This window comes from Conyzicola nivalis (genome assembly GCF_014639655.1).
GTDB lineage: Bacteria > Actinomycetota > Actinomycetes > Actinomycetales > Microbacteriaceae > Conyzicola > Conyzicola nivalis.
In genome coordinates, this window is sequence record NZ_BMGB01000001.1 from 1,649,637 (window position 1) to 1,662,715 (window position 13,079).

A 13,079-nucleotide genomic window follows, 5' to 3' on the forward strand; every position below is an offset into this window, starting at 1 on the left:
GAAAACCGCGTTTCAGTTCGCGTTGATATTCAGCACGAACTGAACCTAGATTTTCGAAACCCTTTTCTTTTTCGCTATGCCACGAAAAGGTGGCATACGGAATTCAGAGCTGCCGCTGCGGCTGGAGAGCAGATAGCTGCGCGGCAATCGCGCGCACCCGCCGTTTGCTCATTGGCACGCGAGCCCCGGGAACGATGTACTGCACGTCGCCGCTCGCCAGCCTCACGGCCAGTTCGCCGCCTACCTCCGCGACATGGTCGACATCCGACCACGGCACACGCACGAACGTCCGGGGAGACTTTCCCGGTGTCAGATAGCGAATGCCGTCCTCGTCCGCCACAACGATGAGCGTGAGACCGCGAGCGATTTCCGCACCCGGGGCCATGTAGTCGCCGACGTGCACGAGTGCTCCCGGATAGTTGTACGCACCGAACACGACAGCACCCGGAGACGCTTGGCGGGCCGCCTCGCCGACACGATCTGCGCGAGTCACCAGGATGATCAGCGCGGCTATGAAGCCGAGAAGGGCGAGCAGTCCGCCAGTGATGAAGACCCGCATCTCGGGTTCGGCAATGAACAGCGCGACGAAGATGAGAACCGGAAACAGCTGGCTGGTACCGAGCACCAACCAGAACGCGTAGAGGTGCCGCCGATGAAACGACATCCCGTTACCGCGCGTCGCGCGCGACAGCCTCGAGGCGGGCGCGGTAGCCGTCCCACCACTCCCGCTCGGCCTCGGGCAGGTTGCTGTTGTTCGCGCGCAGTCCGGCGGCGCCGTCGATGAGCTCGCGCACGATGTCGGCGTGGCCGGCGTGACGGTGGGTCTCCGCGATCATGTGTACGAGGATTTGCTGCAGCGTGACATCGCGCGTCTCCTCCCGCCACCACGGAACCACGCCGGGCGCATCCAGCGAGAGGGCGGCGACCGTGTTATCCGAACTCTTCCAGACCCGCTTGTAGAGGGCGACGATGTCGTCCCGGCTCTCTTCGGGCGTCGCCCACATGTCGGCGTTGGGCTCGGCATCCTCGGCGAGCCAGGGCAGCGCCTCGGCGAAGGGGCGACCGAAGACGTCGCCGAGGTAGCCGGCCTCGGTGCTCGCGACGTGTTTGACCAGACCGAGCAGGTTGGTGCCGGTGGGTACGAGCGGGCGGCGGACGTCGTACTCCGACAGGCCCTCCAGCTTCCAGAGGAGGGCGTCGCGGCCCTCCTGCAGGTAGCGCAGCAGAACGGACTTCTCGTCGGGATCGGTCATCGACCCAGACTGGCAGATCTGACGCTAGCGCGGGCCCAGCACACTGTCGCCCGGCGACCCCGCGGCCTCGCCCTTCAGCTCGATCAGCACCGTGTGGGTGGGCGTCTCGCCGATGTTCTCGCCGGAGTGTTTCTGTGCGGGCAGCCAGACGGCGGCGCCCGAGGGCAGTGCGGTCTCGAACTCCCGCCCGCCCGCCGAGAGCCGGCGTTGGAAGGCGCTGAGGGTGACCATGACACTGTTCGGATGGTCGTGCGGCGTGGTGCGGGTGCCGGGCTCGTCGGTGTACTCGAGCACCCGCACGAAGTCGTTCTCCCACATCAGCCGGTAGTGGTCGGGGTTCGTCAGAATCGGATCGTCGTCGGTCATGCCGGCGACTGTACGCGCGCCGGACCGACGAGCGGAAGAGGTCATTCCAGCTCGTCGAGCTCGCGGTAGGCGTCGCCGATGGCCGCGATGCGGGATCGTCCGGCGGCCAGGTCCGCCGCGAGCACGGCGGCCGCGAGGAGGCTGATAACACTCGCCGCCGCGGCGTAACTGTCGAAGGCGGTGACGCTGTCGACCGGGCACTCGATCACGACGTCGGCACCCAGCCGTGGTGCGTCGGTGAGCAGCACGCTTCGAGCCTCGGATGACTCGACGAGCGCCAGCACCCGCGCGAACCCGCGCGGCCTGCGCCGGAACCCGACCAGCACCACGACGTCGTCGGCGCCGAGGGCGGCCAGTTCCTCGCCGATGGACTGACCGGGCAGCGGGGCGAGCTGCACGCCCTCCCTGGCCTGCGCCAACTGCTGCCGCAGGTGCAGCGCCATCGGGTAGCTGTTGCGGAACCCGACGACCAGCACCCGGCGCGCGCCCGCGATGAGCGAGGCGGCCGGCGCGAGATCGAGACCGGCCAGGGCGGAGCGCAGGTTGGCGAGCTCCCGGTCGAGATGTTCGGAGTGACTCGTGGTCGCATCGCTCGCGAGCGGGGTGCCCGAGGCGCGCAGGCCCCGGACGTGCTCGCGCAGCGCCTCGGCGTTCTCGAACCCGAGACGCCGGTAGAGCCTGCTGACCGTGGCTTTGGAGACGCCGCTGAGCCGGGCGACCTCGGTGGAGTTGTAGACGGCGAGGTCGGCGATGTGTTCCCGTAGGAAGTCCGCGGCCCGCTGCTCCTGTGGCGACAGGTAGCCGTACCCGGCTTCGATGCGTGCGGCGAGGTCAGCCACGGTTCACGAGCTCGCGCACGGCGGCCTCGTACGCGGTGAGTGCTGCCGCGACATCCGCCTTCTTCACCGCCTCGTCGGGGTGATGGCTGATGCCTCCCTTGCAGCGCAGAAACAGCATGGCGACGGGCGTGACGGCGACGACCGCCATGCCGTCGTGTCCGGCGCGGCTCCAGATCGACAGCGGGTGCTGGTCACCGCTGGCGCGGATGCCGGCCGTGATCGCCTCCTGCAACCCCAGGTCGCAGCGCACGGCGTCGGCGCGGTAGATCTCGGTCGAATGGAAGGCGAGTCCACGTCGTTCGCAGATCTCGTGCGCCGCCTCGGTGATGAGCCGGATGCTCTCGTCCCTGTCTTCGTCGAACTCGGCCCGCAGGTCGAGACTCAGCTCGACCAGGCCGGGAATCACGTTCACCCCGCCAGGAAAAGCCTGCAGCCGACCGACGGTGCCGATGACATCGCGCTCCTTCGAGATGCGCTCGATCGCGACGACGAGCTCGCTCGCCCCCACGAGCGCGTCACGGCGCCGGTCGAACGGGGTGCCGCCCGCGTGGCCGGCCTTGCCCGTCACGGTGAGCGCGAAGCGGCGGGCCCCCGCGATCGATGACACGACGGCGAGCCGGCGGTCGGCGTCGTCGAGGATCGGCCCCTGCTCGATGTGGGCCTCGAGGTAGCCGACCAGCTCTTCCGGTCGGCGGAACGCGCCCGGCAGCCGTGCCGGGTCGAGCCCGAAGTCCTGGAACGCCTCGAACAGGGTGATGCCGTTCTTGTCGGTGAGGTTCCACCAGTCGTCGTGCCAGGTCCCGGCGAGCGCGCGACTGCCGATGAGCGCGGTGCCGAAACGGGTTCCCTCCTCGTCGCTGAACGCGACGACCTCGAGGGCGAAGGGCAGTTCGATTCCAGAATCGCGGATGCGGCTCACGACCTGGATCGCCAGCAACACCCCGAGCATGCCGTCGTACCGGCCGGCATCGGGCACGGTATCGATGTGGCTCCCCAACAGCAGCGCGGGCAGGTCGGGCTCGCGCCCCTCGAGACGGCCGCACTGGTTTCCCGCCGCGTCCTGCCAGGTCTTGAGCCCGGCCTCGCGCATCCACCCGGCGACCAGGTCGTTGGCGGCGCGGTGCTCGGGCGAGAGGTGCACGCGTTCGAGTACGTCGGGCCGGCTCGAGATGGCGGCGAGCTCGTCGCAGCGGTCGAGCAGCAGTTGGGCTTGCGTCTCGCTCATGATGCCTCCTAGGCCGAGTGGTAGTAGTCGAGCGCGGCACCGGCGCCGCTGCCGGCCGTCACGCCGAAGCCGCCACGGCGCAGCACCTGTTCCAGCGCGGCGAGCGTGGTGAGCACGGTGTCGCGGCGGGCGTTGTAGCCCATCGTGCCGATGCGCCAGACCTTGCCGTGCAGCGGTCCGAAACTCGTGCCGATCTCGATGCCGTAGTCGTTCAGCATCGCCGAGCGGGCGCCGTCGCCGTCGATGCCGTCGGGGATGAGCACCCCGACGACGTTGTTCATCTTGTACTTCTGGTCGCCGAACAGTTCGAGGCCTAGCGCCTTCAGCCCGGTCGCCATGGCGGTGCCGTGCAGGCGGTGCCGGTCGATCGCCTCGGGCAGCCCCTCGTTGACGAGCAGGCGCGCGCACTCCCGGGCGCCGTAGAGCGCCGTGGTCGCCTCGGTGTGGTGGTTGAGACGTTTGGGGCCCCAGTAGTCGAGGATCTGGCTGAGGTCGAAGTAGTTGCTGCGGATCGGGCTCGCCGACACGGCGTCGCCGTCGGCGCGGATTCCGGCCTCGATGCTCTTGCGCGAGTTGACCAGCTCGACTGCGCGCTCCGACAGGGTGATCGGTGCGCTGCCCGACGGGCCGCCGAGGCATTTCTGCAGCCCGGCCGTGGCGACGTCGATGCCCCAGCGGTCGGTCTCGAAGTCATTGCCGCCGAGGCTGGCCGTGGCATCCGTGTACAGGATCACCCCGTTCTTCTCGCACAGAGCGCCGATCTCGGCGAGCGGCTGGGCGAGCGTTGTGGAGGTGTCGCCGTGCACGATCGCGAGCAGCTTGGGGCGGGTCTCGGCGATGGCGGCGGCGATCTGCTCGGGCGTGAACACGGTGCCCCACTCGGTCTCGATCACGTGCACCTCGGCGCCGCAGCGCTCGGCGATCTCGCGCAGCAGGTGGCCGAAGCGGCCGAAGATCGGCACGAGCACCCGGTCGCCCGGCTCGATGAGCGACACGAGAGCGGCCTCGATGCCGGCGCGGCTCGTGCCGTCGACGAGCAGCGTGGCGCGGTTGCGCGTGCGGAAAACGCCGCGGTACAGCTCCATGGTCTCGTTCATGTACTCGGTCATCGCCGGGTCGTACTGGCCGACCAGCTGGGCGCTCATGGCGCGCAGCACGCGCGGGTCGGCGTTGATCGGACCGGGGCCCATGAGCAGCCGCTGCGGGGGGTTGATCGGATCGAATGCCATGCGCGCTCCCGTGAATCAGTTGTTCCAGAGTCTCAGGCTACTGGAACGCGTGTTTCAGTGGGGTAAAACCTGAACCCTCGTAGGCTTGCCCGCATGGCCTTCGTTCAGTTCGAACTCCCCGACGACCTCGCCGAGGAAGCCCTCGACGAGGCGCGCAGCCGCGGACTCACCGTCGCCGAACTCGCGCTGTCGTCGTTCGAGGAGTACCTCGGTGACCGGCGCGATCTGCGGTCGCTCGGCTGATCGACGCGTAACTCAGGCAGAATTCCGCGGGTTCGTGGGCGTCCGCAGTGTTCGCGCGGGCGCCTGTGGACGCGCGCGCGGTTCTGCCTGAGTTGCGAACGCGCGCGACTACCGGTCGACCAGCTCGCCGTGCAGCTTCGCCCCCGTGATCACCGTGCCGAGGTCGCCGAAGCGGGGCCCCACGACGCACAACCCGACGGGGGCGCCGTCGACGGTCAGCGCGGGAACCGACAGCGCGGGACGCCCCGTGATGCCGGCGACACACGTGAGCCGCAGGGTGCTCGCCCGCGTGATCTCGTTGGCCGCGGCATCCGCGGTCGTCGACGGCGCGACCGACGACGCCGACGGCAGCAGCAGGGTGCGCCCGTCGAGAACGCGCTCGATCTCGAGGCGTGCGGCGGCGAGCGCGACCCGGGCGCGGGCCTCGGCTTCCGAGGAGATCGTCGACGCCCAGGCGAACCGGGCAGCGATGTCCGCACCGAGCGCGCCCGGGTGCTTTTCGATCCACGCTCCGTGGGTCGCCCACGCCTCGGCGCCCTGCACGGTGCGGAACGTCTCGAACAGCGCGTCGATGTCGCCGAGGTCGACGTCGACGAGGTCGTCGACGACTCCCGCGTCGCCCAGGCGGGCGATGGCGTCGTCGAATGCGGCGCGCACGCCGGGCGACGCCTGCGCGGTGAGGGCGGATGACACGGCGAACCGATTGGCCGGGGGCAGCACTTGCTGCCCGAGGTCGAGCGACGTGGTGGCAACGGCGCGCATCAGCCACGCCTCCCGGGTGAGCCAGCCGACGGTGTCGAAACTGGGTGCGAGCGGCAGCAGGCCTTCCACGCTCACGGCGCCGTGGGTCGTGCGGAGTCCCCACAGACCCTGGTACGAGGCGGGCACGCGCAACGATCCGCCGGTATCGGTGCCGAGACCGATCGACGCCTGCCCGAGCGCGACCGCCGAGGCCGGACCGCTCGAGGAACCGCCGGGGATCGCCCCGATCACCGCGCCGTTGGGCGGGGTCCCGTAGTGCGGGTTCTTGCCCGCGATGCTGTACGCGAACTCGTCGGTTCGCGCGATTCCGGTGACGTCGGCGCCGCTCGCCAGCAGCGCGGCCACGGCGGGCGCGGTGCGCGTCGCGGGCGCGGCTTCGGCCAGATAGGCGGGCACTCCCCCTCCGGTGGCGTAGCCGGCCACGTCGAACAGGTCTTTCACGGCGATCGTCTGGCTCGCCAGCTCGGGAACGTCGGCCCCGGCGACGAGCGGCGTTCCGACGATCCGCCACACGGTCGGGTTCACCGCGGGCGCGGGCAGGCTCACGTGGGCGACCTCAACCGCCCAGGCGCCGTCGATCAGGCGCCAGAGCTGGGTCTGCTGACCGCGTCCCCCGGTCGCGGGAGCCGTGACCGCGATGACCATCGCGGCATCCGGGGCGATCTCGCGCACCAGCACGTCGACGATCTCGCGCTTGGGCGCCCCGCCGCGTCCCCTGCGGAACGCGCTGATCGCGTCGTGGCCGACCAGGATGCCTCCCGCGTCGCCGCGCAGGGTGTCGGCTCCGGGTGCGAACAGCCGGTCGAGCGCCTCGAGGTCGTTCGCCATGAGGGCGGTCTCGTACTGCCAGAACGCCTCGAGGAGGCCGGCCGGGGCGGTCTCGTCGAGCCCGCTCATGCGAAGTCCCCGACCCGGATGCGCGCGTGCACGCCCTTCACCAGGTCGACGACCTGCGAGATGTTGAAGTCGGTCGCGGCACTCAGGTAGGCGTAGGCGTGGGCGGCGTCCATGCCGAACCGCGCCTGCAGCAGGGCGATCGCGGCGCGCACGCAGTTCTGCACGGCCTCGTCGAGGTCGGGGCTCATGCCGGTCGGAACGAGGTATTCGGATGTCTCGGCGAGCGGCCCCACGAGGGCGCCGAACGCCAGCTCGGCCTCGGCGGCGGTGACGACCTCGAAACGCAGGGTCACCCTCAGCGAGGCCTCCATCGCGGTGAGCGAGACCTCGCCGTCGCCCTGGGCGAAGTGCGGGTCGCCGACGTAGGCGAGCGCACCGCGCACCTGCACGGGCAGGTAGAGGGTCGAACCCACGGTGAGCAGGTTGATGTCGATGTTGCCGCCGTGCGCTCCCGGGGGAACAGAGTGCGGACGCTCGTCGCCGGCCACCGCGACCCCCATGATGCCGAGGAAGGGCGCGAGCGGTAAGCGCACCGAGTGCTCGCCGCCCGCGACGCGGGGCATCGTGCCGTGCGTCGCGGCACCGAGCTCGCCGTCGACCGCCGCGAAGACGCTCACGGTGTCCGGCCCCTGCGGGTATTCGCCCGGCAGTGCACCGCGCCCGTGCCGGTTCGAGATGATGCCGTAGGGCACGCGGGGCGTGGCCTCGAGCACGGTGATCTTGAGCAGGTCGCCCGGCTCGGCGCCCTCGACGAAGATCGGTCCGGTGACGACGTGCGGGCCGTCGGTCTGCGGGTCGCGCTCCCGGGTCGCGGCGAGCAGGATCGCGTCGTCGAGCACCCGCGATGCCGGAACTCCGAAGCCGCCGAAGAACGCGACCGGGTCGCTGCCCTGGTCTTCGAGCAGGCCCTCGTGGCTCAACGTGTCGATCGTCACCGCGGTGCCGTCGGGGATCGTCAGGACCGGTTCATCCGTCTCGCACGGAAGGCGACCCCAGAACACCGCGCCCGGATCCGAGGGCAGGTAGACCTCGCTGGCGATGTGACCCTCGCCCGGTTGGAGTGCGTGTGACAAGTGGTCCCCGTAATCTGCTCGATACTTGACTCTCGTAGTGTCAAAACCCTAGCGACTCTCTGAGGGCGCACGATTCTCAAGGAGAGACATGAAGAAGCGACTGCAGGCACACCCGGCCGGACTGCACCTCGGGCTGATGCTCGCCCTGACCTTCTCGACCGGTGTGATCGACGCGGTCGGCTACCTCGGCCTCGACCGGGTGTTCACGGGCAACATGACGGGCAACGTCGTGATCTTGGGCATGGCCCTCGCGGGCGCCGACGACCTGCCGATCGTCGGACCGGTCATCGCGCTCGTGCTGTTCATGCTCGGTGCGCTCATCGCCGGACGCACGCTGCGTCCCGTGCCCGCGGGCTGGTCCGGACGCAGCACGCTGCTCTTCACCTTCGTCGGCATCGTGATCCTCGCCGCGGCCGTGCCGTTGCTCGTGATCGACGAGCCCGCGGAGTGGGTGAAGCTCGCCGTCACCGGAGCCCTCGGTCTCGCGATGGGACTGCAGGCGGGTGCCGCCCGGCACATCGGTGTGAAGGATGTCACGACCGTCGTGGTCACGTCGACGCTCGTGGGTCTCGCCTTCGACTCGAAGTTCGGGCAGGGCAACGGCCAGCCATGGAAGCGCCGCGCCGGCGCCGTGTTGCTCATCGGACTCGGCGCGCTCGTCGGCGGACTGCTGCTGAACGTGCACATCGGTCTGGGCATGGCGGTCGCGGCGGTCATCACGCTCGTCTGCGCGCTGCTCGGGCACCTGGGTCGCCCGCACACGCCGTAGCGAGCGGTCGCTGAGCTCGTCGAAGCGCCCCTTCAACAAGCTCAGGGATCGAGTTCAGGCTCAACCGGCGTAGATCTGCACCGCAGCCGGATCGAACGCGAACCAGACCGTCGAGCCGGGCGCCAGATCGAGGTCGGCGACGACCGCGGGGGCGACGTCGGCCGCGAGGTGGCGCGACCGCACCCGCACGAGGTCGCCGCGCGGCTCCACGTCGAGCACTTCGCCGCGCAGTCGGTTGACCTCGGCCGGCTCGTCGAGCGAGACGCGCACCGCCGGGGGGCGCACCGCGGCCGCCGCGGGAGTGCCCGGCGACAGGCTCGAGGCGCCCGCGATCTCGGCACCGTCGTCGAGGCGGATGCCGCGTTCCGTGCGCACCCCGACGAGCAGGTTGAGCGCCGCGAGTCCCGCCGCGAACCGGCTGCGCGGGCGTTCGAGCACGTCGCGCGTGGGGCCCTGCTCCACGATGCGGCCGTGATCGAGCACGACGACCCGGTCGGCGAGCGTGAACGCGTCGAGGATGTCGTGGGTGACGATCAGCACGGTGCGGCCGGCGAGCACACGTCGTAGCATCCGTCGCAGGGCGGGCGCGACCGCCACGTCGAGGGCGGCCAGCGGCTCGTCGAGCAGCAGCAGCTTGGGGTCGCTCGCCAGCGCCCGGGCGACCGCGATGCGCTGCGCCTGACCGCCCGACAGCTGCGTGGGTCGCCGGTCGGCGAGGTCGAGCGCCTCCACCTCGGCGAGCCAGTGCCTGGCCGTCTCGCGCGACTCGAGCCGCGAGACCCCCGAGCTGCGCGGCCCGAACGCCACGTTCTCCAGCACGCTGAGGTGCGGGAAGAGCAGCGGTTGCTGCGCGAGCAACGAGACGCCGCGCTCGTGCGGCGGCGTGAACCGCCCGCCACCGACGGCATCGAACAAGACCGTGTCATCCAGAACCGCGCGCCCCGAGTCGGCACGCAGCAGGCCCGCGGCAAGGTCGAGCAGTGTCGACTTGCCGGCGCCGTTCGGTCCGAGCACGGCGACGGTCTCGCCCGGCTTCACCTCGAGCGACACGTCGAACCCCCGCGAAGCGACCCTGGCGTCGAAGACGAACGTCACAGCGCACCCCGCAGGTACCGCGTCGATCCGGCGCGGTGCGCGATGCCGACGACCACGACGGCGGCCACCACGAGCACCAGCGACAGCGCCACCGCCGTGTCGGGCGAGGTCTCGCGCTGCAGGTAGATCTCGAGCGGCAGGGTGCGGGTGGTGCCCTGCAGGCTGCCCGCGAACGTCAGTGTCGCGCCGAACTCGCCGAGCGCCCGCGCGAACGACAGCACGGCGCCCGACACGAGGGCGGGCAGCACGAGCGGCAGGGTGATCCGCCGCAACACGGTGGTCGGCCCGGCGCCCAGCGTCGCCCCGACCGCCTCGTAGCGGGTGCCGACCGTGCGCAGCGCCCCCTCGAGGCTCAGCACGAGGAACGGGAGCGCCACGAACGTCTGCGCGAGCACGACGGCCGTCGTCGAGAACGCGATCGAGATGCCGAGCCCGTCGAGCGCCTGCCCCACGAGCCCGCGCCGCCCGAACGTGTAGAGCAGCGCGATGCCGCCGACGACCGGGGGAAGCACCAGCGGGAGCAGCACGAGCGACCGCAGAATTCTCTGCCCGCGAAACCGCGAGCGGGCCAGCACGAGCGCCATCGGCACGCCGAGCACGATGCAGAGCGCGGTCGCCGCGAGCGACGTGCGCAGACTGAGCAGAAGAGCCGATACGGATGACTCGGAGGTGACGAGCCCCACGAACTCCCCCCAGTTCACCCGCGTGATCATCGCGGCGAGGGGAAGCAGCACGAACAGGGCGCCGATCGCGGCGACCACCACGACCCAGCGCGGGATTCCCGCGTAACGCGACTGCTCGACCACGGCTACGGTGCGCCGAATCCGGCGGCCGCGAGCACCGTGCGGCCGGCCGCACCGGTCACGAAGTCGACGAACGCCCGAGCCAGGTCGGGCTCGACCGAGTCGCCGAGCGTCACGATCGGGTAGGTATTCACGGCCTCGCCCGCCTCGTCGAACCCGATCCCCTCCACCGCGTCACCGGCGGCCAGGACGTCGGTCACGTAGACGAGCCCCGCGTCGGCCTCGCCCGACGTGACCTTGCCGAGCACGTCGGTGACCGACGACTCCTCGCTCACCGGCGCCAACTCGACCCCGGCGGCGGTCGCGACGGCGACGGTCGCCGCTCCGCACGGCACGGCGGGCGCGCAGACGACGACCTTCACGTCGGGGCCGGCCAGATCGGCGAAACCAGCGATGCCCGCGGGGTTGCCGGGCGGCACGGCGATCTCGAGAGAGTTGGTCGCGAAGTCGACCGGATCGCCCGCGTTCAGGGCCGCATCCGTCACCTTCGCCATGTTCCTGGTGTCGGCCGAGGCGAAGACGTCGGCGGGCGCTCCCTCGGCGATCTGGGTCGCCAGGTCGCTGGAACCGGCGAAAGCGAGTTCGACCTCGGTGCCGGGGTGTTCGGCCTCGAACGCGCTCGCGAGCTCCGTGAAGGTGCCGGTGAGCGAGGCCGCGGCGAAGACGGTGATCGTTCCGGAGAGCGAGCCGTCGGCGGTCGGGGCCTCGGCGGGCTGCGCGGCGCAGCCGGCGAGGGCGAGAACCGCGGCGAGCGCGACGCCGGCGGAGCGCCTCATGCGCCGTGGTCCGGCAGTTCGACGACGACGGTCGTGGCCTTGACGCTCGCGGTCGCGAGGGAACCGGGTTCGAGCCCGAGTTCGTCGGCGGCCTCCCGGCTCATCAGCGACACGATGCGGAAGGCACCCGCCTGCAGCTCCACCTGCGCCATCACGCCGTCCTTCGTCACCCGGGTCACGATCCCGGTGAGCCGGTTGCGCGCGGATGCCTTGCTCGCGGGGAACGCCGCCGAGAGGGCGGACTCGGCTGCGAGTTCCTGCGCGAGGGCCGCGACCTGCGCGCCGTCGATCACTGCCGGTCCGGCCTCGTCGCGGCGTAGCTCGATCCGCCCCGCGTCGGCCCAGCGCCTAACGGTGTCGTCGCTTACGCCGAGCAGGGCCGCGGCCTCGCTGACGCGAAACTGTGTCACTGCCACGATCCCTCTTTCCGCAGATGCGTCTGAATGAGCTGATATTACCCGTTTCTGCGAATCGAGCAGTGATTGAGGTCTAGTCAAACCTCTGCTCGCCCGTTACCGTGAGTCGGATGAGACGCCCGGTCGCCTTCGCCCTCTTCCCCACCTCGCTCGTCGCCGCCGCGGCCCTCGTGCTGGTCGCGGGGGTCTCCCCGGCGAGCGCCGCCCCCTCCGACGGGTATGCCACCTGGGCGATGACGGGCACGACCGGCGCCTACGCCGGCACGGTCGCCCTCCCCGCCGGTTTTCCCGCCACAACCGTGACATCCACCTCGCGCACCTTCGCGACCTCGTCGGGCAATGCCGCCTGGCTGCCGGCCACCTCGCCGGCGGGGCAGCTCGTCGGCTCGAGCCAGGGCAAGCCCTACGTGAGCGTCAATCCGACGTCGACGACCGTTCCGTCCACCACCACCTTCACCTTCGCCACGCCCGCGCCGGCGGGAGTCTGGGGCGCCGCCTTCGGCGACATCGACGCGGAGTCCATCACGATCTCGGCGACGGATGCGACCGGAGCACCCGTGGCCGCAACAGACCTCGGTGTCACTATCTTCAACTACTGCGACGCCAGCCCGAACTCGTGCACCGCGCAGGCGACACCGCTCGTGCTGCCGACCCTCACGAGCACGGCCACCTCGGTCAGTGCAGAGGACCCGCTCTGTCCCACCACTCCCGTGAACTGCAACACCCAGGGCGGTTCGGTGTGGGTGGCGCCGCGGGTTCCGCTGTCGACGCTGAGCATCACGTCGACCTACAAGTCCGGCAGCCCGGCCGCGCAGCTGTGGTTCGCGTCCGTCGCACGCACGGTCGCCGGTGTGGTCACGCTCGGCGGCCTTCCTCCCGTGGTGGTCCAGCTGGTCGAGCCCGACGGTGACGTGGTCACCTCCACCACCACCGCGGCCGACGGCAGCTTCACGCTGCCGCCGGTGATCCCACGCGCCGACTACGCTCTGCGGATCGACCCCGCGGTCGCGCCCGACGCGCCGGTCGTGCCTGTCGACGTGAGCACGGGCGACTCGCTCGCCGTGGCGCTCGACGCGGCACCGGCGGCGGCTCCCGCTCCTGCGCCCACTCCCGGTCCCACCCCCGCTCCCGCTCCGGCCGCGACGGCGCCCGCCGGCACCGTCGTCGCCGTGCCGGCGGCCACCGAACTCGCCGACACCGGTGCCGCCGCCGGCGCAGCGCTGGGTCTCGGCATCGCGCTGTTCGCCGTCGGTGCCGCGGCGGTCGTCGCCGGTCCGATCGTGCGCGGCCACCGAGGTCGGCGCGAAAGCTAACCAACTGACACAATCGAAGG

General features: G+C 70.8%; 15 protein-coding genes. 3 read left to right on the plus strand and 12 right to left on the minus strand.

The window, feature by feature from the left end; translation table 11 throughout:
• Positions 1-103: 103 nt before the first annotated feature.
• From IEV96_RS08160 to IEV96_RS08185, 6 genes are read right to left on the minus strand one after another with little or no spacing between them, the layout of a single operon-like run.
• A complete protein-coding gene (locus IEV96_RS08160; RefSeq protein WP_188510136.1) occupies positions 104-628 on the minus strand; it encodes a hypothetical protein in 525 nt (174 codons plus the stop codon).
• Between the two features lie 40 nt (positions 629-668).
• Positions 669-1,253, minus strand: coding sequence for a DinB family protein (locus tag IEV96_RS08165; protein ID WP_188510137.1), 585 nt, complete (start codon positions 1,251-1,253; stop codon positions 669-671).
• A gap of 24 nt (positions 1,254-1,277) precedes the next feature.
• Entirely contained in the window at positions 1,278-1,619 is a 342-nt protein-coding gene (locus IEV96_RS08170; RefSeq protein WP_188510138.1) for a cupin domain-containing protein, read from the minus strand.
• A gap of 41 nt (positions 1,620-1,660) precedes the next feature.
• Positions 1,661-2,458: a MurR/RpiR family transcriptional regulator gene (locus IEV96_RS08175; protein ID WP_188510139.1), complete on the minus strand. Its 798-nt coding sequence runs from the start codon at positions 2,456-2,458 to the stop codon at positions 1,661-1,663.
• On the minus strand, positions 2,451-3,683 hold the full coding sequence (locus IEV96_RS08180) for an allantoate amidohydrolase (protein WP_188510140.1): 1,233 nt from the start codon (positions 3,681-3,683) through the stop codon (positions 2,451-2,453). The genes IEV96_RS08175 and IEV96_RS08180 overlap by 8 nt, the downstream gene beginning before the upstream one ends.
• Before the next feature lie 8 nt (positions 3,684-3,691).
• Positions 3,692-4,912 carry a pyridoxal-phosphate-dependent aminotransferase family protein gene (locus IEV96_RS08185; RefSeq protein WP_188510141.1) on the minus strand — a complete coding sequence of 407 codons (1,221 nt, stop codon included), beginning with the start codon at positions 4,910-4,912 and terminating at the stop codon, positions 3,692-3,694.
• 93 nt (positions 4,913-5,005) lie between these two features.
• On the opposite strand from IEV96_RS08185, the gene IEV96_RS08190 reads away from it, so the two are divergent.
• Entirely contained in the window at positions 5,006-5,155 is a 150-nt protein-coding gene (locus IEV96_RS08190; RefSeq protein ID WP_188510142.1) for a hypothetical protein, read from the plus strand.
• Between the two features lie 108 nt (positions 5,156-5,263).
• Here IEV96_RS08190 and IEV96_RS08195 read toward each other — a convergent pair whose 3' ends face one another.
• Both IEV96_RS08195 and IEV96_RS08200 read right to left on the minus strand, forming a co-directional pair.
• Positions 5,264-6,814 carry an AtzH-like domain-containing protein gene (locus IEV96_RS08195; RefSeq protein WP_188510143.1) on the minus strand — a complete coding sequence of 517 codons (1,551 nt, stop codon included), beginning with the start codon at positions 6,812-6,814 and terminating at the stop codon, positions 5,264-5,266.
• Positions 6,811-7,887 carry an acetamidase/formamidase family protein gene (locus IEV96_RS08200; RefSeq protein WP_188510144.1) on the minus strand — a complete coding sequence of 359 codons (1,077 nt, stop codon included), beginning with the start codon at positions 7,885-7,887 and terminating at the stop codon, positions 6,811-6,813. Before IEV96_RS08200 ends, IEV96_RS08195 begins: the two co-directional genes overlap by 4 nt.
• 88 nt (positions 7,888-7,975) lie before the next feature.
• Between IEV96_RS08200 and IEV96_RS08205 the strand changes: the two genes are divergently transcribed.
• Complete coding sequence (locus IEV96_RS08205; RefSeq protein WP_188510145.1) at positions 7,976-8,656, plus strand: YoaK family protein; 681 nt, start codon at positions 7,976-7,978, stop codon at positions 8,654-8,656.
• Between the two features lie 60 nt (positions 8,657-8,716).
• Here IEV96_RS08205 and IEV96_RS08210 read toward each other — a convergent pair whose 3' ends face one another.
• Genes IEV96_RS08210 through IEV96_RS08225 form a run of 4 tightly spaced genes read right to left on the minus strand, consistent with a single transcriptional unit; the run spans position 8,717 to position 11,740 of the window.
• A complete protein-coding gene (locus tag IEV96_RS08210) occupies positions 8,717-9,751 on the minus strand; it encodes a sulfate/molybdate ABC transporter ATP-binding protein (protein WP_188510146.1) in 1,035 nt (344 codons plus the stop codon).
• Complete coding sequence (locus tag IEV96_RS08215; RefSeq protein ID WP_188510147.1) at positions 9,748-10,557, minus strand: ABC transporter permease; 810 nt, start codon at positions 10,555-10,557, stop codon at positions 9,748-9,750. The genes IEV96_RS08210 and IEV96_RS08215 overlap by 4 nt, the downstream gene beginning before the upstream one ends.
• A gap of 2 nt (positions 10,558-10,559) precedes the next feature.
• Positions 10,560-11,330 carry a molybdate ABC transporter substrate-binding protein gene (gene modA, locus IEV96_RS08220; protein ID WP_188510148.1) on the minus strand — a complete coding sequence of 257 codons (771 nt, stop codon included), beginning with the start codon at positions 11,328-11,330 and terminating at the stop codon, positions 10,560-10,562.
• Positions 11,327-11,740, minus strand: coding sequence for a TOBE domain-containing protein (locus IEV96_RS08225; protein WP_188510149.1), 414 nt, complete (start codon positions 11,738-11,740; stop codon positions 11,327-11,329). The genes modA and IEV96_RS08225 overlap by 4 nt, the downstream gene beginning before the upstream one ends.
• A 116-nt stretch (positions 11,741-11,856) precedes the next feature.
• On the opposite strand from IEV96_RS08225, the gene IEV96_RS08230 reads away from it, so the two are divergent.
• Positions 11,857-13,059 carry a hypothetical protein gene (locus tag IEV96_RS08230; RefSeq protein WP_188510150.1) on the plus strand — a complete coding sequence of 401 codons (1,203 nt, stop codon included), beginning with the start codon at positions 11,857-11,859 and terminating at the stop codon, positions 13,057-13,059.
• Positions 13,060-13,079 lie beyond the last annotated feature (20 nt).

Excerpts from the sequence above, each read along its gene's own strand:
- IEV96_RS08190 (WP_188510142.1), top strand. The coding sequence starts at position 5,006 with ATGGCCTTCGTTCAGTTCGAACTCCCCGACGACCTCGCCGAGGAAGCC.
- IEV96_RS08230 (WP_188510150.1), top strand. The coding sequence starts at position 11,857 with ATGAGACGCCCGGTCGCCTTCGCCCTCTTCCCCACCTCGCTCGTCGCC.
- IEV96_RS08195 (WP_188510143.1), bottom strand. The coding sequence starts at position 6,814 with ATGAGCGGGCTCGACGAGACCGCCCCGGCCGGCCTCCTCGAGGCGTTC.
- IEV96_RS08170 (WP_188510138.1), bottom strand. The coding sequence starts at position 1,619 with ATGACCGACGACGATCCGATTCTGACGAACCCCGACCACTACCGGCTG.
- modA (WP_188510148.1), bottom strand. The coding sequence starts at position 11,330 with ATGAGGCGCTCCGCCGGCGTCGCGCTCGCCGCGGTTCTCGCCCTCGCC.
- IEV96_RS08180 (WP_188510140.1), bottom strand. The coding sequence starts at position 3,683 with ATGAGCGAGACGCAAGCCCAACTGCTGCTCGACCGCTGCGACGAGCTC.
- IEV96_RS08205 (WP_188510145.1), top strand. The coding sequence starts at position 7,976 with ATGAAGAAGCGACTGCAGGCACACCCGGCCGGACTGCACCTCGGGCTG.
- IEV96_RS08185 (WP_188510141.1), bottom strand. The coding sequence starts at position 4,912 with ATGGCATTCGATCCGATCAACCCCCCGCAGCGGCTGCTCATGGGCCCC.
- IEV96_RS08165 (WP_188510137.1), bottom strand. The coding sequence starts at position 1,253 with ATGACCGATCCCGACGAGAAGTCCGTTCTGCTGCGCTACCTGCAGGAG.